The organism is Anaerohalosphaeraceae bacterium, from assembly GCA_037479115.1.
Classification (GTDB): domain Bacteria; phylum Planctomycetota; class Phycisphaerae; order Sedimentisphaerales; family Anaerohalosphaeraceae; genus JAHDQI01.
Genome location: JBBFLK010000001.1, coordinates 49,022 through 69,308 on the forward strand (window position 1 = coordinate 49,022; position 20,287 = coordinate 69,308).

The window sequence follows — 20,287 nt, forward strand, 5'->3', positions numbered from 1 at the left end:
AGAGAGGACATGTATGGCAGAGTTGATGACGTTAGAGGCGGAAATTCGGCAGCAGAAAGGCAGCAAAGCAGCCCGACGGCTTCGGGACCGGAAGGTCGGCAAACTGCCGGCGATTGTGTACGGGCACGGACAGGAGCCGGTCTGTATTTCGCTCAATGCGCACGATTTTGTGGAGGCCCTGCATCACGGGCACCGGATTTTTGAAGTGAAGCTGCCCGAAGGAAAACAGACCCTTCTGGTGAAGGACTTGCAGTATGACCATCTGGGCAAGCAGATTATCCATGCGGACCTGATGCGTGTGGATTTGAGCGAGCGGGTGACGGTGACGGTGCCGCTGGAGCTTCGCGGGACGGCCAAGGGCTCGCACGAGGGCGGGATTGTGGACCAGATGCTGGACCATCTGGAAGTGGAGTGCGCCGTTACGGACATTCCGGAGGTGATTGGGGTGTCCATCAAGGAGCTGGGTCTGGGTCAGATGATTCATGCCCGGGATGTGGCGCTGCCGGCGGGAGTGGTTTTGAAGACCAATCCGGATGCCCTGATTTGCCTGTGCCATCTGCCGAAGGTCAAGGAAGCGGAAGAAGCGGCCGCCCCGGCGGAAGGGATTCAGGAGCCGGAAGTTATTACGGAGCGCAAGCCGACGGAAGAAGAAGGCGAATCGGCCTGATGTACGGCCTCGGAGACCGCCGTGTCGGATGGAGTCTGGAAGAGGTTGCGGAATTGTCTGGGAACCGCGGACGGACGGACGGACGAGCCGTCGGGTACGGAGCTGTATGTGGTGGCGGGTCTGGGCAATCCGGGAGCGGCTTACGAAAAGACGCGGCATAATGTGGGCTTTGAGGTGATTGACCGGCTGGCGGAGATGCTGGGGGCCTCGGCGGAAAAGAAGAAGTTCGGTTCGCTGGTCCGGGAGGCGCAGGCGGAAGGCCGAAAGCTTCTGCTGGTCAAGCCGCAGACCTTTATGAACCGCAGCGGTCAGGCGGTGGCGACGGTGCTGGGGTTTTATCGGCTGGGTCTGGAGCGGCTGCTGGTGGTCACGGATGATGCGGCGCTGGAGCCGGGACGGATTCGGCTTCGGGCGAAAGGCTCGTCGGGCGGGCATAAGGGCCTGGCGGATATTATAGAAAAAGTGAACAGTGAAGCATTTGCCCGGCTTCGGGTGGGAATCGGTTCCTGCCCGGGTGCTGTGATGGCGGATTATGTTCTGTCTCGTCCGTCGGCCGGGGAGCAGGCCCTGCTGGAGCAGGCGGTGAAGCTGGCGGCGGAAGCGGTGCTCTGCTGGGTTCGGGACGGGATAGACGCCGCGATGACTCGATACAACAGTCGGGACCGGAGCGGTTCGCCGAATGAAGCGGCCCCGAAGACGAACGGACAGACAAAGCCGGACGAAATGAAAAATCCTTAAGTCATGGGAGGTCTGAATTTGAAGACAGCAGTCAAACGATTGTATGAAGGGTTGTTCCTGGTGGATTCGGCGCTGGCGGCGTCGGACTGGGACGGTGTGCTGGGCACCATTCGCAAGTTTCTGGAACGGGCCGGAGCGGACATTGTGAGTCTGAGGAAATGGGATGACCGCCGGCTGGCCTATGAGGTGGACGGCAAAAGCCGCGGGACGTACATTTTGACGTACTTCCACTGCGAGCCGTCGCGGGTGCACGGAATCGAGCGGGATGTGAATCTGTCGGAGCGGGTGCTGCGTGTGCTGATTCTCCGTGCGGACCGGATGAGCCGGGAGGACATGGAAAAGCCCACACCGGCGGAACTGCACCCGGAAGGCAGCTCGATGCCGGTCACGGAACCGTCGGAGCCGGAAGACAGCGTGGCGGATGCGTCGGCCGTCGAGGCGGCGGATGAGGAAGCGGCGGCCTCTGAATAAAGCCCGGCTGTGCAGAAGCGGCCGTTCGGGCCGGTTTCGGCACTCGGGACAGGAGAACGAACCATGGCCAATTTGAATAAGGTGCTGCTGATGGGGAATCTGACGCGGGACCCTCAGGTGACGTATCTGCCCAGTCAGACGGCGGTGGCGGAGTTTGGTCTGGCGGTCAATCGGGTGTTCAAAAAGCAGGACGGCACAGAGGGCAAAGAAACCTGCTTTGTGGACTGCCAGATGTTCGGGCGACGTGCGGAGGCGCTGGCCAAGTATGTCAAAAAAGGCGACCCGCTGTTTGTGGAGGGGCGTCTGAAGCTGGACCAGTGGCAGGCCCAGGACGGCAGCAAGCGCAGCCGGCTGCGGGTGTTTGTGGAGAATTTTGAGTTTATCGGCCGGGGCGGAGGTGCGGCCGGCGCCGGCGGAGTCGAGGAGACGGACCTGCCGGATATGCCGGATGCGTTTTCCCCGCCGCCGAGCGATGATATACCGTTTTAAGAACTTTTGAAATCAGGAACCCAAACGATGGCGAAAGAAACAGGACCCAGCAAGAAGAAAAAGAAATTTCTGACCACTCTTCGGGAACAGACGCAGTGCCGGTTCTGCCGGGAAGGCCGGCGGTACATCGACTACAAAGATGTGGAGGCGCTGCAGAAGCTGCTGACCAATCGGGGCAAGATTTTCTCGCGGAAGCGCAGCGGCAACTGTGCCGGCTGTCAGCGGAAGGTCAAGCTGGCGATTAAGCGGGCCCGGTTTATGGCGCTGCTTCCGTTTACGGCCTAAGGAGCACCTCCGCCGGACGAAAGCGGTCTGTTTGAGAGAGTGTCAACCAGCAGAATGACAGGAGTCAATCGATGAAAGTGTTATTGTGTGAAGATGTAGCCAAACTGGGGTGGCTGGGCGATATTGTGGAGGTCAAAGACGGATATGCCCGGAATTATCTGCTTCCGCAGGGCCTGGCGGTGATACCGACGGAAGCGGCGATTCGGTCGCTGGCGGAGGAAAAGGCGCGGCGTGCGGAAGCGCGTCGTCTGGCCCGCCAGGAAAAAGAGCGGCTGAGCGCTTCGCTGGAAGGGGTGGAAATCTCCCTGACAGCCAAGGCGAACGAGCAGGGGCATCTGTTCGGTTCGGTGACGGAATCGGACATTGCCGAGGCGCTGCAGCGGAAAGGGTTTGCCGTGACGGCGGAGATGGTGCATCTGGAAGCCCATATCAAGGAAGTGGGGACGCGCGATGTCGTCATCAAGGCGGCGTCGGATTTGAGGGCGACGGTGCGTGTCATCGTGGCCGCAGAGGGAACCGTCCTTGGCGCAGACGAAGAAACCAGCAGCCAATAGCCGTTCCGAGGGCCGCCCGAAGGAAGCTGCGGAGGGGCTGGGGATTCGGAAGATTCCGGCTTCTCCGGAGGCGGAGGCGGCTCTGCTCGGTTCGATGATTCTGGACCCGCTGTGCATCGGCCGGGTGGTGGAGCATCTGAAGGCGGAATCGTTTTCGCTGCCGGAGCATCAGCTGGTGTTTGAAGCGCTGGTGCGCCTGTTTGAAGAGCGGCGGGAAGTCGATTTGGTGACGCTCAAGGATGAGCTGGAAAAGCGGGGGCATCTGGCGGCCGTGGGGGGCGTGGAGTATCTGATTCGGCTGACGGAGTCGGTGCCGACCGCCGCCAACTATGAATACTATATGCAGATTGTCCAGCAGAAGTCGATCCTGCGGGATTTGGCGTATGTCTGCCAGGAGATTCTGCAGGAGGTCTGCGACCCGACGGGGGAAAGCGATGAAAAGCTGGATGAGGCGGAAAAGAAGATTTTCCAGGTGACGGAGCGGAAAATCAGCGGCACAGCCGAGCCGATTCGCAATCTGATTTATCAGGCGTTTGAGGCGATTGACGCCCGCAAAGGGGGAACCGGCGTCACGGGAGTGCCGACGGGGTTTCGGGAGCTGGATGATCTGCTCGGGGGGCTTCAGTACGGCGATATGATAGTCGTGGCGGGCCGTCCGAGCATGGGCAAGACCAGTTTTGCGCTGAATATCGCCGAATACATCGGGGCGGATGCGGACCTTCCGGTGGTGATTTTTTCTCTGGAAATGAGCAAGCAGCAGCTGACGGAGCGGTTTTTGTGCAGCCGGACGGGCCTGAATCTGCAGATGCTCCGCAAGGGGTTAATCAGCACCGAGCAGCATCAGCAGCTGGTGGAGGAAGGGGCTCGGCTGTCGGAAAAACCGATTTTTATTGATGACACGCCGGGTCTGACGCCGCTGATGATTCGGGCCAAGTGCCGTCGGCTGAAAAGTCAGTATCAGATTCAGGCAGTGTTTATTGATTACCTGCAGCTGATGAGTCTGGGGGGCAAGGTGGAATCACGCCAGCAGGAAATCAGCACCATCTCGCGGTATATCAAGTCGCTGGCCCGTGAACTGGCGGTGCCGGTGGTGGTGCTCAGCCAGCTGAACCGGGCTCCGGAAGGGCGCGAGGACCATCGTCCGCGGATGAGCGACCTGCGGGAAAGCGGCAGCATCGAGCAGGATGCGGATGTGATTCTGCTGCTGCATCGGGAGTCGTATTATCGGCGTTCGGACGGGGAGGATGCCGCCGAGGACAATACCGCTGAAGTGATTGTGGCCAAGCAGCGCAACGGGCCGACCGGCACAGTGGAACTGGTGTTTGACGGGGCCTGTACGCGGTTTCGGAACAAACATCGGGGCTTCGTGCCGGAAGACTATCGCGAGCCGCCGATTTGAGGACAGACCCACGGGAGACCAGACAGGAGGTTGCCGAATGAGAACAGGATGGCTGATCGGGATGGTTTTGGCGGGATGGCTGACGGCGGTTTCCTTCGTGCAGGCGCAGGAGGAGCAGCCGGAGGGACTTGTCATCGGTTCGATTGAGACGGCCGGCACCGTGACGATTACGCGTGCGCAGGTGCTGTCCACGGTGCGGACCCGCGTCGGGCATGTCTTTCGGGCGGAACAGGCCGCCGAAGACGTCAAGCGTCTGGCCGCCCTGGAGGGCGTGGATACGGCCTATTACAACGCAAAGGTTGTTGACGGCAAGGTCGTACTCACCTATGTGATTGTCGAAAAGAACCTGATCCGTTCGATTGTTCTTCAGGGCAACAAGAAGGTCAGCGATTCACGTCTGCTCAATGAGCTGGGAATCAAGCAGGGGGATTATCTGGACCAGTTTCAGGTCAAAGCGGGGGTGGAGAAGCTGAAGGAGTACTACCGGAAGAAGGGCTATTCGCAGGCGAAAATTACCCTGGATGAAAGCCGTCTGATTGTCGGCCAGGTGATTTTTGCGATTGACGAGGGGCCGCGGACCAAGGTTCGGAAAGTGATTTTTGAAAACAATCAGGCGTTTTCGGATGAGCAGCTGCTCAGGGCCGTCAAGACGCGTCCGAGGAAGTTTCTGATTTTTCCGGTGTACTGGGACCAGGAGCAGATGACGAAGGATCAGCAGCAGCTGCTGGATTTTTACCGCCGGCAGGGGTATCTGGATATCAAGGCGGAGTCTTCGGTTTCGTTCAGCGAAGACCGCAAAACGGCGGAGGTGACATTTCGGGTGACGGAAGGGCCGCAGTATACGGTCGATTCGATGACCCTGAGCGGCTATTTGTTTGAGGACGAAGAGGCCCTTCGGTCGGAGCTGAAGCTTAAGCCCGATGCGCCGTTCAGTCCGGACCGTCTGGAGTATGACGTCAAGAAGATTCGCAGCCGATATCGATCGGAAGGGTATCTGGATGTGCAGGTGGAGACGGTTCGGCGGGAGCTGGATGGACACCGAGTGGCTGTGGAGCAGAAAATTGCGGAAGGGCCGCGCTACCGTATCGGCGAGGTGACGATTACCGGCAACCGGATGATCAAAGATACCGCCATCCGTCGTGTGCTGGATGAGGAGGGCTTCCGTCCGGGGGCCTGGTATGACGGAGCGGCGGCTCAGGGGGACGGCAAAGGGGAGCTGGAGCGGATTGTCCAGCAGACGACGGCGGCGCAGTCGGTGACGATTGTGCCCAGCGGTACGGAGCCGCAGCGGCGGGATGCGCTGGTGCAGATTGCTGAAGGCCAGACGGGCACGATTATGCTGGGGGCGGGAATTGCCAGCGACAGCGGTCTGATCGGTCAGATTTCGCTGGACCAGCGAAACTTTGATATCACGGACTGGCCGACGAGTTTTTCGGATTTGCTGTCGGGCAGGGCGTTTCGCGGGGCCGGGCAGCGGTTTCGGGCGATGTACAGTCCGGGCCGCCGGTGGACGAGCTATTCGGTCAGTTTTACGGAGCCGTATCTGTATGACCGGCCGCTGGCGCTGGATGCAGGATTTGCCGGCTTTACGCGGCTTCGGGAATCGTATGATGAAAAGCGGACCGGACCGAGTCTGGGCCTGACGCGGCGCTATCCGGATCACTGGCGGAGAGGCATTTCATTCCGCTTTGAAAATGTGAGCATTGAGAATCTGGACCCGGTTGTGCCGTCGGACGTCCGGGATGTGGCGGGCGACAATCTGCGGCTGGGGACGCGGTTCTGGGTCGGACTGGACAAGACGGACAGCCGGTTTCGGCCCAGCAAGGGGTATAATTTTGATGCGGGCTATGAACAGGTGCTGGGGGACCATACGTACGGTCTTCTGACGGCCACGCAGCGGTGGTACAAGACGCTGTATGAGGATTTGGCGGAACACAAAACGATTTTGGAGACCAAATTGTTCGGCGGAACAGTCGTCGGCAGTGCTCCTATGTATGACCGGTTCTACGGCGGCGGCATCGGGTCGATTCGGGGCTTTCGGTATCGCGGCATCAGTCCCCGCGGAGAAAACGGCGATCCCATCGGCAGCGACTGGATGGCACAGGCCAGCGCGGAGGTGGCGATTCCGCTGGGCAGCGAGACATTTTCGTGGCTGCTGTTTACGGATGCCGGCTTTTTTGACAGCGGGCCGATACGCACGTCAGTCGGCACAGGGATTCAGATTTTGATTCCGCAGATTTTCGGACCGGTTCCGATGCGGTTTGAACTGGGGGCTCCGATTACGAAAGATGATGACGATAAGACGCAGGCCTTCAGTTTCTCGGTTGGTGCGCTGTTTTAGCCGGGAAGATGCATAACGGAAAGAGCACTTTTTTAAGATTCGGAAAGGCGAATGAAATGAACGGACAGAAAAGACACGGATGGATTGTGCCGGCAGTGCTGGCGTGCGGAGCGGCGTGGCTGATTTATCAGCAGGGATTTGCGGCGGCTCAGGAGAGATATGCTCCGGTTCGGGTCGGGATTGTGGATGTGACGAAGATTCTGGAAAACTGCAAAAAGAATAAACAGTGGCAGGAGAAGGCGGAGGCGGACCGCAGCCGGGTGCAGGCGGAGTTTCAGCAGATGCGGCGAGAGCTGGAGGCCCTGCAGGCCAATATCAAGCAGCGCCGGCCCGGCAGCAGCGATTATTTTGCGCTGATGGGTGAGTATGAGGAAAAGCGGGCCCTGATGGAGGGACGCAATTCGTTTTATGAGAACAAATTCACCCAGGAGATGCAGCAGTGGATGGAGGCGCTGTACAGCGATTTTGTGAAGGTGACAGCGATGGTGGCCCAGGAAAAGGGTCTGGATATTGTGCTGGGCAAGGAAAGTCTGGAGATGCCGGCGCCGACGCTGCGGGATTTTATGCTGAGCGTCAAGACGCAGAAGGTGCTGTACAGCCGGCAGGAGCTGGATATTACGGATGAGGTGCTGGCAGCGCTGGATAAGCTGAGCAATTAACCGGATGGGATGGGGCTTTGCGGATGGAAGCAAACGGGGCTTCGGTTCGGAAAATGACCGTTGCAGAGCTGACCGAACGGCTGGGGGGGCGGCTGTGCGGTCCGGGGCATCCGATTGTCTGCGGCGTCAATACGCTTCGGGATGCGTCGCCGGAGGAAGTGAGTTTCCTGACGGAGGAAAAGCAGCGTCCGCTGCTGGCGGACTGCCGGGCGGCGGCGGTTTTGGTTTCGCAGGAGGCAGCGGGCTGCCGTGCGGCGCAGATTGTAGTCGGCAGCGTGCAGAAGGCGCTGATTGAGGCGCTGAAACTGTTTGCTCCGCCGCTGACGGTCTGGAAGGGAGTGCACCCGACGGCGGTTGTGGAACCGGATGCGGTTCTCGAAGAGGGGGTCGGCATCGGTCCGAATACCTATATCGGTCATCAGGTCCGCATCGGGGCCTATACGGTTATCGGGGCCAACTGCAGCATCGGAGAGCGGACGCAAATCGGTTCACGCTGCCGGCTGGACAGCAATGTGGTGGTGTATCACGACTGCCGCATCGGGAACTTCTGCATCCTGCAGTCGCACTGCACGATAGGGGCGACGGGGTTTGGGTATGCGTTTGTGGACGGCCGGCATCAGCTGATTCCGCACAACGGCGGGGTGATTCTGGAGGATGGGGTGGAAATCGGGGCCAACAGCTGTGTGGACCGGGCGAAATTCGGCCAGACCGTTGTCGGGGCCGGTACAAAGATTGATAATTTGGTGCAGGTCGGGCATAATGTGCGCATCGGCCGGATGTGTCTGCTGGCCGGACAGGTCGGGCTGGCGGGCAGTGCGGTGCTCGGGGATGGGGTTGTGATGGCCGGAGGGTCGGGGGTCGCAGACCATATTACGGTGGGGTCCGGAGCGATAGTCGGAGCGGCCGCAGTTGTTATTGAAGATGTTGCACCGGGCTGTCAGGTCTGGGGAACTCCGGCGCAGGAAATTGCGGCGGAAAAGCGCTCGACGGTGTGGTACCGGCGGCTGCCGAAACTGGCCGAAGAGGTCCGGGAACTGAAGAAAAGGATTCAGCAGATTGAAAATGCAAAAAACAATCCGGCACGAGGATAAACTGTCCGGACGAGGGCTGTTTTTCGGACAGGAAGCCCATGTGGTGTTTCGGCCGGCTGAGCCGGATACGGGGATCGTGTTTGTCCGGACGGATCTGGAGCGTCCGGTTCGGATACGGGTCTGCCCGGAGTCGATTGTCGAGCGGCAGCGCCGCTCCGCGCTGGGGGTTGGGGATGTCCTGATTGAGACATCGGAGCACTGTCTGGCGGCGGTGGGGGCGCTGGGGCTGGACAATCTGATTATTGAGATCGATGCGCCGGAGCTGCCGGGATTTGACGGCAGCAGCGAGGAGTACTTCAAGACGCTGTCCAAGTGTGAGCCGGTGGAACAGAATAAGCCGCGTCGGGAACTGGTGATTCGCGAGCCGGTGTGCATTCAGGACGGGGATAAGGCGATTTATGCGCTGCCGGATGCGACGGGCGGGCTGCATCTGACGTTTGATATGGACTACACGCAGCATACCGGCATCGGACGGCAGACGTATTCGTGCCGGCTTACTGAGTCGCATTTTGCGACGCATCTGGCGCCGGCGCGGACGTTTGTTCTGGAGGCGGAGGCGCGTCAGATGCAGGCGGCTGGAATCGGGACGCACTTGAGCCCGCGTCAGATTCTGGTCATCAGCTCCGACGGACCCATTCGGAACAGTTATCGGTTTCCGGATGAGTGTGTGCGTCATAAGGTGGTGGATTTAATCGGAGATTTGATGCTGGCCGGGATGCCGATTGTCGGCCGCATTGTGGCCTACAAGAGCGGGCACGCCCTCAACCATCAGCTGGTAAAGGCCCTGATTGAACAGGACCGAAAACACCGCGGACTGAGTCCGGCGGGCAAGCCGCTGCTGGATATCCGGCGGATTCAGAAAATCCTGCCGCATCGGTATCCGTTTCTGCTGGTGGATAAGGTGATTGAGGTGGAGGAGGACCGGCGGATTACGGCGGTGAAGAATGTGACCATCAATGAGCACTTTTTCCAGGGGCATTTTCCCGGTGCGCCGGTGATGCCGGGGGTGCTGATTGTCGAGGCGATGGCGCAGGTGTGCGGGCTTTTGTTTGCGCAGACGCTGGAGCACACCGGCAAACTGGCGGTGCTGCTGACGATGGATCAGGTAAAGATTCGCAAGTCGGTTGTGCCGGGCGATCAGCTGATTCTGACGGCGGAGGCCGACAAGGTGCGCAGCCGTGCCGCCAAGTGCAATTGTACGGCCAAAGTGGGTTCGGAGATTGTGGCCGAGGCCCAGCTGAAGTTTATGCTCGTCGATGACGAGGTTGGATAAACGAACGATTACGGAACAGACTTTCGGAGGAACAAAACGAGTATGAGTACTCAGATACATCCCACGGCGGTGGTGCATCCGAGCGCGCAGCTGGGGGATGGAGTCGTCATCGGCCCGTATTGCGTGGTCGAGGAAGATGTCGTCATCGGGGACGGGACGGTCCTGGATGCGCATGTGATTATCGGAAAGCGGACGAAGCTGGGCTGCCGGAATCGGCTGTTTCCAAACTGTGTCATCGGCAAGCCGCCGCAGATTCTGGGCGCCAATGACCAGACGCCGATCGGCGGGCTGAAAATCGGCGACAACAACGTCATTCGGGAATTCGTGACGATTCATCCGAGCATGCATCCGGAGGAAGACACAATTGTCGGCAGCGGCAACCTTCTGATGATCGGAGTGCATCTGGGGCATGACTGCATTCTGGAGGATAAGATTGTCATCAGCAACTACACGCAGGTCAGCGGTCACTGCAAGATTGAGATGGGGGCCTGGCTGAGCGGGCTGGTGGCGATCCATCAGTTCTGCACCATCGGCAAGTGGTGCTATGCGGCGGGCTATACAGGCATCAACCATGATGTGCCGCCGTTTGTGATTATCAGCGGGCATTATCCGCATGAGGTACGGGCGCTGAACAAGCGCGGGATGGCTCGGGCGGGCCTGAATGAGGAACAGAAGGCGTCGCTGTTTGAAGCGTTCAAGTTTATCTGGCGCAGCGACAAGCCGGTTCTGGAGCAGGTGCGTCTGCTGGCGGAGCGCGACGGGCTGTGTGAGCCGGTCAAAGCGATTGTCGATTCGCTTCTGAACAGCAGCCGGCAGCGGTTCGGACGATATCGGGAACTGTTCCGGGATTAACGGGAAAGGAAAGCGCCGGATGATGAATCCACTCCGAACAGCTGTAGTGGGGGCGGGCAAGATGGGGGCACTCCATGCGCGGGTGTACAGCCGGCTGCCGGAAAGCCGGCTGACGGCGGTGGTGGATCCGGATGCATCCCGGGCCCGCTCCCTGGCCGACCAGTACGGCTGTGAGGCCCTGACCGACCCGAAAGACCTGATTGGGCGGGTGGATGCGGTGACCATTTCCGCCCCGACTGCGGCGCACTTTTCGCTGGCCGAGTTGTTTTTGAACCATCGAATTCCGGTGCTGATTGAAAAACCGCTGGCGTCAAATGCCGAGCAGGGACGGCGGATTGTTCAGCTGGCCCAGCAGACGCAGACGGTCGTGGCGGTGGGCCATTCGGAGCGGTGCAATCCGGTGGTGCAGGCAATGAAGCGGCTGGAGATAGAGCCGCGTTTTATTGAGGCCGACCGAGTCAGTCCGTATCCGTTCCGCTCGTCGGATGTCGGGGTGGTGCTGGATATCATGATTCACGATATTGATATTATTTTGTCGCTGGCCCGCAGTCCGGTTCGTCAGGTCGAGGCGGTGGGGGTAAACGTGATTGGAGACCATGAGGATATCTGCAACGCCCGGCTGGTTTTTGCCAATGGGTGCATCGCAAACATCACGGCCTCCCGCCTGGCGCTCAAGACGGAACGGAAAGTGCGGGTGTTCAGCCGACAGGCCTATCTGAGTGTGGATTATTTCCGCAAGGAAGGCATCGTCATCAAAACCGACCCGAATATTGATGTCGTCAAGTGGATTCGAGAGCGCCAGGAGGCAGGGGATTTTGATTTTTCCCAGGTCAAGTGGACGGACCTTCTGCATATTGAGCATCTGGATATTACAGAATCAGAGCCGCTTCGGGTGGAGCAGGAGGCCTTTCTGCGGGCGGTTCTGGAACCCGGAAAAAGACCGGAAGTGACGGCGGAAGAAGGACTTGCAGCGTTGGAGTGTGCGGAGAGGATTCTGCAGAAGGTCCGCGAGCACAAATGGAATCCCTGAATGGTCGGATTCGGGGGGATTGCGGTTGACAGGCAGGGGCTTTGGGGGTATATTCCGCATTCTTTGATTGGCCCAAGACGGAGATGTTCTATCCAGAGACGCCGGCAGGTTTCGGGGGACGAACCCCCGTTTGTGTTGGAAACCATATTTATTATTTAGGGAGATAATCGATGGCGACAGGAAAAACAGCGAAAAAGGGCGGTGCCAAGTGTATGGCGTCTTCCTGCAAAAGCCGGTCGGATAAGCCGGCCAAGATGGTGTATTTCTTCGGCGGCGGCAAGGCCGACGGCGATGCCAAGATGAAGGAACTGCTGGGCGGCAAAGGCGCCAACCTGGCCGAAATGGCCAAACTGGGGGTTCCGGTTCCTCCGGGCTTTACGATTACCACGGAGGTCTGCACCTATTACTACAAGCACAACAAGAAGTATCCGCAAGGGCTCAAGGAGGAAGTGGACAAGGCGATGGCCAAGGTGGAGAAGATTATGGGCCGCAAGTTCGGCGACCCGAAGAATCCGCTGCTGGTGTCCGTGCGGTCCGGCGCCCGCTCCTCGATGCCCGGAATGATGGAGACGGTGCTGAATATCGGCCTGACGACGAAAACGATTCCAGGGCTGATTGCCCAGAGCGGCAATGAGCGGTTTGTGTATGATGCCTATCGGCGGCTGATTATGATGTACTCGGATGTGGTGATGGAGAAGGCCGAGGGCATCGAGCCGAAGGACGATGAGGGCATTCGCCGTCAGCTGGAAAAGATGATGGACCAGCTGAAAAAGAGCCGGGGGTATCAGTCGGATACCGACCTGACGGCCGAAGACCTCAAGACGCTCTGCGAGCAGTTCAAGAAGAAGGTCAAAGAGGTGCTGGGCAAGGAGTTTCCGGATGATGCCCAGGACCAGCTGTGGGGCGGCATCCATGCGGTCTTTGCCTCCTGGAACGGCAAGCGTGCGGTCAGCTATCGCCGGATTGAAGGGATTCCGGACGACTGGGGCACGGCGGTCAATGTGCAGACGATGGTGTTCGGAAATATGGGCGAGGACTGCGCAACCGGTGTGGCCTTCTCCCGCAACCCGGGCAACGGCGAAAACAAGTTCTACGGCGAATATCTGGTCAATGCGCAGGGCGAAGACGTGGTGGCGGGCATTCGGACACCGGCCCCCATCAATGCCGAGTCGCAGTCGGAGCACAACAAGCACCTGGTGACGCTCGAGAAGGCGATGCCGAAGCTGTACAAGGAGCTGGTCCGCATCAAGAACCTGCTCGAGAAGCACTATCGGGATATGCAGGATATTGAGTTTACGATTGAGCGGGGCCGGCTGTTTATGCTTCAGTGCCGCGTCGGCAAGCGCAACGGACCGGCGGCGGTTCGGATTGCCGTGGATATGGTCAACGAGAAGCTGATTAAGCCGGAAGAGGCCGTGATGCGGGTGACGCCGGCTCAGCTGGACGAACTGCTGCACCCGATTATCGACCCGAAGGTCGAAAAAGAGCAGAAAGTGCTGGCCAAGGGTCTGCCGGCCGGACCGGGCGGAGCGACCGGACAGATTGTCTTTACGGCGGCGGATGCGGTGGCCTGGGCGGCCCAGGGCAAGTCGGTGATTCTGGTGCGGGAAGAGACCAATCCGGAAGACGTGGAAGGCATGCGGGCGGCCAAGGCGATTCTGACGGCCCGAGGCGGCATGACCAGCCATGCGGCGCTGGTGGCCCGCGGCTGGGGCAAGTGCTGCATCGTCGGCTGTGCGGCCCTGCACATTGAGCCGTCGAAAAAGGAAGTGCATGTGAACGGCACGGTCCTGCGGGAAGGCGACTGGATTACGCTCAACGGCACCAAAGGCAATGTCTATGCCGGGCAGCTGCCGATGATGGATGTCGGCGAAGAGAACAAAATTCTGATGAGCTTCCTGAAGCTGTGCGACAAGGTCCGTACGCTGGGCGTCCGCACGAATGCGGATACGCCGGAGGATGCGGCCCGGGCCCGTCAGTTCGGCGCTGAGGGCATCGGTCTGTTCCGCACGGAACATATGTTCTACGGCAAGAACAGCGAGCAGCCGCTGTTTTATCTGCGCAAGATGATTATGTCCCGCACGCCGGAGGAGCGGCGCAAAGCGCTGGATGAGCTGTTCCCGTTTGTCAAGAAGGACATCAAGGCGACGCTGGAGGCGATGGACGGCCTGCCGGTGGTGATTCGTCTGCTGGACCCGCCGCTGCATGAGTTTGTGCCGCAGGACCAGGCCAAGCGGGCGGAACTGGCCAAGTCGCTGAACATTGATTTGAACGAGCTGGCCAAACGGGCCGATGCGCTGCACGAGGTCAACCCGATGATGGGCCATCGCGGCGTGCGTCTGGGTGTGACCTATCCGGAAGTAACGGAAATGCAGGTGCGGGCGATTTACGAGGCCGCGGCGGAACTCGTCCAGGCGGGCAAGAAGCCCTATCCGGAAATTATGATTCCGGTGGTCTGCGATGTCAACGAGCTGAAAGACCAGATGGCCATCGTCCAGCGGGTCTATCAGGAAGTGCTGGCCAAGTACAACCTGAAGAAACTCAAGACGCTGACCGGCACGATGATTGAGATTCCGCGGGCGGCGCTGCTGGCGGACCGGATTGCCGAGCAGGCGGCCTTCTTCAGCTTCGGCACCAATGACCTGACGCAGATGACGTTCGGCTTCAGCCGGGATGACATCGGCGGCTTTATGCGGGATTATCTGGACAAGAAGATTCTGCCGGGCGACCCGTTCGAAAGCATCGATGTCAATGGTGTGGGCGAGCTGATTCGCATCGGCATTGAGCGCGGCCGCAAGACCAATCCGAATCTGGAAATCGGCATCTGCGGCGAGCACGGCGGCGAACCGAAGAGCGTGGAGTTCTGCCACAAGGTCGGAATGAATTACGTCAGCTGCTCGCCGTTCCGGGTACCGATTGCTCGGCTGGCGGCGGCCCAGGCGGCGGTTCGCAACAGCAAGAAGTAAGCTGTTTTAACGGCGGATTCGGCTTTTCAAAAGGTGTGTCCTTCGGGACACACCTTTTTTTGTGTCGGGATAGCCCCTGTGTCCGTTCCCTCAGTCCGTCCGGTTATTCCCGGGCCCTGTTCTTCGATGTTCAGCGAAAAATGAAGAAATGAGAATGAAGAAGGAAGAAAAATCGCCGACAGCCGGACTCTGCTCCGGCAGGGAAAAGACCGAAGAGTCCAACTTATCTTCCGAAGCGTTAAGCAAAGAAGAAAGATGGAAGTCCGGACTATTCAGCGTCGATTGATTCGATGCTCTTATTTTTGCGGGTGACGGAGCACGGCATACCACTGCATCGAAAAGCCGGGCAGCGGCACAATCCAGCGGGACACGGTCAAACCGGCCCGGCGTGCATCCTCCGCAAACTGCCAGGGACTGATGGGTTTGCGCGACGGCGCGGAGAAATGACTGATGGCGTGCTTGAGGGTATATTTCAGGGCATCGGTTGCCAGTAAAGAAAAAAAGGAAATGACAATCGGGCCTTTGGTGATTCGCCCCAGTTCCTGCAGAAGCTGCTGACGGACCTGCGGTTCCGGGAAGTGGTGGATGAGCCGGTTGCAGACAACGGCGTCAAACTGAAAGTTTTCAAATGGGGTATGGAAGGCATCGGCCAGGACAAACTCATCCGATTCGTTTTGAGGAAATTTCGCGGCATTTTGGCGGGCATATTCGAGCATGAAAGGGGAGGCATCCGCCTCGACAACGCGATAGTCCAGTCGTTTCAGCAAGGGATACATTCTTCCGGCCCCGCAGGGCAGGTCGAGCACGCGGCTGCCTTCCGGTACGCCGGCCAGACCCTTGGTGATGGCGGCCTCCTCCCGTAAATGCCGACGCCGGCCGGCGGCGGTTCGATAGAGCCCGGCATACCGCTCTGCCGTAGAGGGTTTCTTGTAGTGGTTGAGAATTTCAGATGGAGATGTGAAGACCATTGGGCCGTTTTTTGTGCCATCCATATTTTTATTTTCCTTTTGTGATTTCTGTTGCAGAAAAAGCAGACTTTCATTTGAACCTGTTTATTATATACCCTGAAGAAATCCTGAAGAATGATTTTTTACTTTGATGAAGTAGTATATCAAATACTATATAGGGATTATCTTGTTTATTGAAGGGATTTCGCTGGAGCTTGAGCGGTCAATTTGGCTGTCAGGCGGACCAGAGGACTCGGGTCGTCGGGTGAAATGCTTTGCGGAGAGACAGCCGCCGCCGCAGCCCGTATGAACGGATGAGGATCCTCGGCCATCCGTCGAAGGAGCGGTTCATCGAGGGCTTTTCCTGAGCATCTCCAAAGATGAAAGCCGAAGGCACGCAGGCGCGGATTGTCTGCCTGGAGACATCTTTCCAGCAGGTCATCCGGAATTTCATAAATTTCTGCAGGATGTTCCAGCAAAGTCAGGTCGATGGGGAAAATTTTTTCCCGAGCAGAGTCCTCGAGGGCCTTGATCCACTCCTGCCAGAGACGGCGCCGGCTGCCTTCCGACAATTGGGCGCGGACCTTGAGGAAACAATCGGTCTGGGAATAATCCAGAGTCTTTTCATTTTGTCTGAGCCACTCTTCAATCCATTCGCCTTTTTCCGCTTGCGTCAGGGCCTCCATTTGGTGCTTCAGCGGAGGGTCGGCCGGATTGAACTGCTGACGAAGCATCCGGACAAAGCGTCGTCGGCCCTCCGGCGTATTGGAATGATATTCCGCCAGCAGCAGTTCCCGCTGGTTGGGGTCCTGGATAAAGGGGAGGATAGCGGGCCAGGCATCCTTGCCGCAGTAGCGGATGTCGTGGTGCAGACGAATCAGAAGACGCCGCTGCCAGCGGAATGGATCTTCCTCAGGCGGATACATCCGGTTGGGGTCTGACTGTATTTGGCGGTCTCGTTCCTGAAAAGCACTCAGGACGGCCGGCAGGTCGTTGGGTTCGATGAGAGCCAGATGAGGCAGAAGGGTTGCTTCGAAATTCGAGGGCGGGTTGGTTTTGAACGCTTCCAGAAAGGCAGGATACAGATTCGGGTCGCATCGATAAGGGGCCGGCGAGCCGGCAAGCCAGGTATTTTCGTGTTTGATGTTGACGGCCTGAACCGCAACGGCCTGAGCCAAAGCCGGAACAGCCAGCGTAAAAAAGAACAGATGAAGCGTCCATGCAAAGAAAGCCAGAATGGCGCATCGGCTTCGATATTCCCTGCCGGCTTCAGATGAAGCGAAAAACAGCGGTTTGCTGTCGAGCTGTCTTGAAGGAAGGGCCGCAAGAGGAATCAGGGCCATCGCGGTCAGAAAGTCGAAAAAGACGGTTGCGGCAAACGGGGCTTTCCAGACCAGCAGAGCGGAAACGGCGGCGGCCCAACCGGCGGCCTGGAGAAAGAGGCGGCGCCAAAGCCGCGGTTTTTTTCGGAAAAGCCCATAGGCGATGACGGTCAGAAATCCAAAAACGGCCAGCGAATAGACGGCAAAGGGCTGAACTATTTTTAGCAGGTCCCAGATGAACAGAGAGGACGGGATCTGCTGATAATGATAACGGAAACAGTCGCAGCACCATTCCGACTGGGTCATTTCCTCGAAAATTTCAGGCCCCCGACAAAACAGGAAATACAGGAAGAAGGCGGCGGCGGTCCACAGCAGCGGCCATCCGGACAAAGCCGGCCTCTTCCATTTGCCGAATACGGCGACTGTGAAGAAAAGAAGGACGGCTGTGCCGAGCCCCCAGCTCATCTGAAACGTATGGCCGGCAAGCGGAAGCCAGTAAACCGAACCCTCACTGTAGTCCGGATAGGGTTCTTTGGGCGGATGATGGGGAGATTTGGAGTTTTGGGATTGGATAAGCCAGGCGAGAATTTGGAGGCGGTTTTGCCGGAGGCGCTGGGAAAACTCCGGGCCGAGCCGCTGCAATTCGATGCTTTGGGGAGTTTTTTTCAGGAGCAGACCGGCCGGCTCCCAGGAGATGGTGAAGTTTGCCCAGGGATATTCGAGCGAAGGAGGGATGCTGTTTTCCGCAATTTTCTGGATGCGGTCGTGCAGCGAAAGGGCTCGCTGGATTTGGCCGTTTCCAATCATATCTTCCGTACGCTCCAACAGGCCGCGAAGGAGCCGTCTAAGAAGAGCAACGTCTTCAATTTGGCCGAGTGCGATGAAAGTCTGCATTGGCAGGAGCGGGTTTTCCGCTTCAAGCAGACGGCAAATGCGCGGCAAATATGGCGCGTATGGGTCAGGCGGGTAGGGTCCGGCAAAGCATTGCTCCAGCTGAGAGACCGCCCGTTCGGGGCTGTCCGGCTTTCTGTCGGCAAAGTCGGCCAGGGCCAGGAGAAGGAATCGCCGCGGGTTTTCCGGTGCGATGATTTCCAGCCGCTCGGCAAGACGGCGGAGGATGTGCGGGTCGATGTATGCGCGAAGGGACAGACGGCAGCCGAGCGAATAAAGCAGAAAGGGATTGTCGGGGTACTGTTCCGCCAGTGCGGCCAGGGCTTCGATATCTTCATAGGTTTGATAATTCAGCCGGCCGTATCCCGTTAGAAAAAGCCATTCTGTTATATCGGCTGCCTCCGGATCCGAGCGGGCAACCGAGCGGCTCAATAAGGGAAAGCGAAACCGGATTTCTTTGTCTTGAATGACAAAAAATTTCTGAATCCCGCTCCAATGGTGCCAATAAAACTGCAGGGGGCTGCGGAAGGAATGAATCCGAACAGCCGCCAAGCCGATGGTCAGCAGGCCGAAGAGAAGCAACCCCTTTTTCATTTCCGGCTCCTTTTGCAATTTGAATCAATTATATTGTCGGTTCGGCGGGATGAAAAGTTTTTTCTGAAAGGGCATTGAAGGTCGGAAAAATCCTGTGAACCTTGCCTGGGCGGGGGTGGTAGAAAAGACTATGCAAAGAAGAAGGGAGAAAACAGTTTTGCAGATGCTTCGGAGGGGATGACGAAGAGAGCCGGGGTCGGCGGCTCTCTTCGAGCGCGCCTCCGGAAATAAGATAAGACAAGAAAGGGACAACGAGATGGATTTAAAACAGTACTTTGAGACCAAAGACGGCTGGGGTGTTCTGGCTACCTGCAATGCGCAGGGACAGGTGGATACAGCCCTGTATGCCAAACCGTATATCGTGGATGAGCAGACGGCGGCCTTTGTGATGAAGGAGCGGCTCAGCCATCAGAATCTGCAAAGCAATCTGCACGCTTCTTATTTGTTTATGGAGCATGCCCCGGGTTACCGGGGTGTGCGGCTGTATCTGACGATGATACGGGAGGAGATCAATCAGACTCTGGTCGAGATGCTTCGTCAAAAGCAGCCGATGATGTTTCCGGCGGAGGATGATTCGGCCAAGTTTGTGGTCTTTTTTCATATTGACCGGGTGCGTCCTCTGGTGGGGGATTCTCCTCTTCCGGAATGAAAAAGGCGGAGCGGTTTTTGCTGGACGTGCGGAGCCGGGCCTCCTACAATCACGCCGAAACGTGCTTTTGTGCGGGAGTCGGCGATGAAGATCGATACAATTGTTCTGGGTGATTTCCAAACCAACTGCTACTGTGTTCGTTCGGACGTGCGGACAAACCGATGTCTGGTGATTGACCCCGGGCTGGATGCGGCGCCGCTGGTGCAGTTTCTGCAGGAAGAGGGTCTGGAGCCGGAGGTGATTGTCCTCACACACGGTCATGTGGACCATGTGGCCGGCGTAGAGACGCTTCGGGAGCGATGGCCTTCAGTCAGGGTCGGAATCCATCGAAACGATGCGGCGATGCTGACCGACCCGGCGCGGAATCTGTCGATGCTGGCCGGCACGATGACCTCGGCGCGTCCGGCGGAGCTTATCTTTGACGGAGACGGACAGGTCCAATTGGCGGGGATGGATTTTCATCTGCTGCATACGCCCGGACACACGCCGGGAGGGATTTGTTTGTATGCCCCCAAAGAAGGGCTTGTGTTTGTCGGGGATACGCTGTTTGCCGGCAGTGTGGGGCGAACGGATTTTGAAGGCGGCAGTTTTGCGCAATTAATGGAAAGCATTCGAGCAAAACTGCTGACGCTGCCGGAGACGACGAAGGTTTATCCGGGACACGGTCCGGTAACGACGATTCGAAATGAGAAACGATTCAATCCATTTTTGAATGGGTCTGAGGAAGATTTTTGACAGGGAAGCCGCAGGGGCGGGCGTTTGCGGCTTGCACGTTTTCTCCTCTCCAGGAAGAGGCAAGTCCGGACAAAAAAGCAGGAATCATTCTTCAATGATTCCCGCCTGACTGGCTGTATTCACCACTCTCCACCAAAACCAGTTCCCCCAATATATCGCAGGGCTGGTAATTTGCAAATCTTTTTTTGGTGTTCCGATAAAAAAATAGATGGCTTTTGTTTTTCGAATAGATTGAATATAACGAATATACAGAATAAGCAAACTGGGTAAGATAAAAAAGAAGTTGTTTTGTCTTGACATTCCAAGAGTTTTTCATACAATACACCATTGTGAA

Annotated in this window: 19 protein-coding genes; 16 read left to right on the plus strand and 3 right to left on the minus strand. The window is 58.0% G+C overall.

Translation table 11 applies throughout. The features are described 5' to 3' along the window. Positions 1-13 precede the first annotated feature (13 nt). The 14 genes from WHS88_00210 (at position 14) to ppdK (ending at position 14,815) form a co-directional block, all read left to right on the plus strand. A complete protein-coding gene (locus WHS88_00210) occupies positions 14-667 on the plus strand; it encodes a 50S ribosomal protein L25 (protein MEJ5258595.1) in 654 nt (217 codons plus the stop codon). Between the two features lie 45 nt (positions 668-712). Further along, positions 713-1,405 (plus strand): aminoacyl-tRNA hydrolase, encoded by a 693-nt coding sequence (gene pth, locus WHS88_00215; GenBank protein MEJ5258596.1) that lies wholly within the window; start codon positions 713-715, stop codon positions 1,403-1,405. Between the two features lie 18 nt (positions 1,406-1,423). Beyond that, on the plus strand, positions 1,424-1,876 hold the full coding sequence (gene rpsF / locus WHS88_00220; protein ID MEJ5258597.1) for a 30S ribosomal protein S6: 453 nt from the start codon (positions 1,424-1,426) through the stop codon (positions 1,874-1,876). Positions 1,877-1,939: 63 nt separating this feature from the next. Beyond that, the gene (gene ssb / locus WHS88_00225; GenBank protein ID MEJ5258598.1) at positions 1,940-2,365 is read left to right on the plus strand and encodes a single-stranded DNA-binding protein; all 426 of its coding nucleotides are present in this window, start codon (positions 1,940-1,942) and stop codon (positions 2,363-2,365) included. A gap of 27 nt (positions 2,366-2,392) precedes the next feature. After that, positions 2,393-2,650: a 30S ribosomal protein S18 gene (rpsR, locus tag WHS88_00230; protein MEJ5258599.1), complete on the plus strand. Its 258-nt coding sequence runs from the start codon at positions 2,393-2,395 to the stop codon at positions 2,648-2,650. 71 nt (positions 2,651-2,721) lie between these two features. After that, on the plus strand, positions 2,722-3,204 hold the full coding sequence (gene rplI / locus WHS88_00235) for a 50S ribosomal protein L9 (protein ID MEJ5258600.1): 483 nt from the start codon (positions 2,722-2,724) through the stop codon (positions 3,202-3,204). After that, on the plus strand, positions 3,173-4,603 hold the full coding sequence (gene dnaB / locus WHS88_00240; GenBank protein ID MEJ5258601.1) for a replicative DNA helicase: 1,431 nt from the start codon (positions 3,173-3,175) through the stop codon (positions 4,601-4,603). Before rplI ends, dnaB begins: the two co-directional genes overlap by 32 nt. Positions 4,604-4,640: 37 nt before the next feature. Beyond that, the gene (gene bamA, locus WHS88_00245) at positions 4,641-6,944 is read left to right on the plus strand and encodes an outer membrane protein assembly factor BamA (GenBank protein MEJ5258602.1); all 2,304 of its coding nucleotides are present in this window, start codon (positions 4,641-4,643) and stop codon (positions 6,942-6,944) included. Positions 6,945-7,000: 56 nt separating this feature from the next. Beyond that, positions 7,001-7,603, plus strand: coding sequence for an OmpH family outer membrane protein (locus WHS88_00250; protein ID MEJ5258603.1), 603 nt, complete (start codon positions 7,001-7,003; stop codon positions 7,601-7,603). Positions 7,604-7,626: 23 nt separating this feature from the next. Beyond that, positions 7,627-8,694, plus strand: a complete 1,068-nt coding sequence (gene lpxD, locus WHS88_00255; GenBank protein ID MEJ5258604.1) for a UDP-3-O-(3-hydroxymyristoyl)glucosamine N-acyltransferase — start codon at positions 7,627-7,629, stop codon at positions 8,692-8,694. Then, positions 8,666-9,967 carry a UDP-3-O-acyl-N-acetylglucosamine deacetylase gene (gene lpxC / locus WHS88_00260; protein MEJ5258605.1) on the plus strand — a complete coding sequence of 434 codons (1,302 nt, stop codon included), beginning with the start codon at positions 8,666-8,668 and terminating at the stop codon, positions 9,965-9,967. The genes lpxD and lpxC overlap by 29 nt, the downstream gene beginning before the upstream one ends. Positions 9,968-10,009: 42 nt before the next feature. Next, positions 10,010-10,819, plus strand: a complete 810-nt coding sequence (gene lpxA / locus WHS88_00265; GenBank protein MEJ5258606.1) for an acyl-ACP--UDP-N-acetylglucosamine O-acyltransferase — start codon at positions 10,010-10,012, stop codon at positions 10,817-10,819. A gap of 19 nt (positions 10,820-10,838) precedes the next feature. After that, a complete protein-coding gene (locus WHS88_00270; protein MEJ5258607.1) occupies positions 10,839-11,849 on the plus strand; it encodes a Gfo/Idh/MocA family oxidoreductase in 1,011 nt (336 codons plus the stop codon). A gap of 170 nt (positions 11,850-12,019) precedes the next feature. Further along, the gene (gene ppdK, locus WHS88_00275; protein MEJ5258608.1) at positions 12,020-14,815 is read left to right on the plus strand and encodes a pyruvate, phosphate dikinase; all 2,796 of its coding nucleotides are present in this window, start codon (positions 12,020-12,022) and stop codon (positions 14,813-14,815) included. A 296-nt stretch (positions 14,816-15,111) separates the two neighbouring features. Here the strand turns inward: ppdK and WHS88_00280 are convergent, their stop codons facing one another. Then, positions 15,112-15,807: a methyltransferase domain-containing protein gene (locus WHS88_00280; protein MEJ5258609.1), complete on the minus strand. Its 696-nt coding sequence runs from the start codon at positions 15,805-15,807 to the stop codon at positions 15,112-15,114. A 146-nt stretch (positions 15,808-15,953) separates the two neighbouring features. Next, the gene (locus tag WHS88_00285; protein MEJ5258610.1) at positions 15,954-18,569 is read right to left on the minus strand and encodes a HEAT repeat domain-containing protein; all 2,616 of its coding nucleotides are present in this window, start codon (positions 18,567-18,569) and stop codon (positions 15,954-15,956) included. A gap of 256 nt (positions 18,570-18,825) precedes the next feature. Between WHS88_00285 and WHS88_00290 the strand changes: the two genes are divergently transcribed. Both WHS88_00290 and WHS88_00295 read left to right on the plus strand, forming a co-directional pair. Next, a complete protein-coding gene (locus WHS88_00290) occupies positions 18,826-19,218 on the plus strand; it encodes a pyridoxamine 5'-phosphate oxidase family protein (protein ID MEJ5258611.1) in 393 nt (130 codons plus the stop codon). Positions 19,219-19,302: 84 nt separating this feature from the next. Next, complete coding sequence (locus tag WHS88_00295; protein ID MEJ5258612.1) at positions 19,303-19,953, plus strand: MBL fold metallo-hydrolase; 651 nt, start codon at positions 19,303-19,305, stop codon at positions 19,951-19,953. A gap of 119 nt (positions 19,954-20,072) precedes the next feature. On the opposite strand, the gene WHS88_00300 is transcribed toward WHS88_00295, so the two are convergent. Continuing rightward, a partial coding sequence (locus WHS88_00300) for a hypothetical protein (protein ID MEJ5258613.1) occupies positions 20,073-20,287 on the minus strand: 215 nt, incomplete at its 5' end.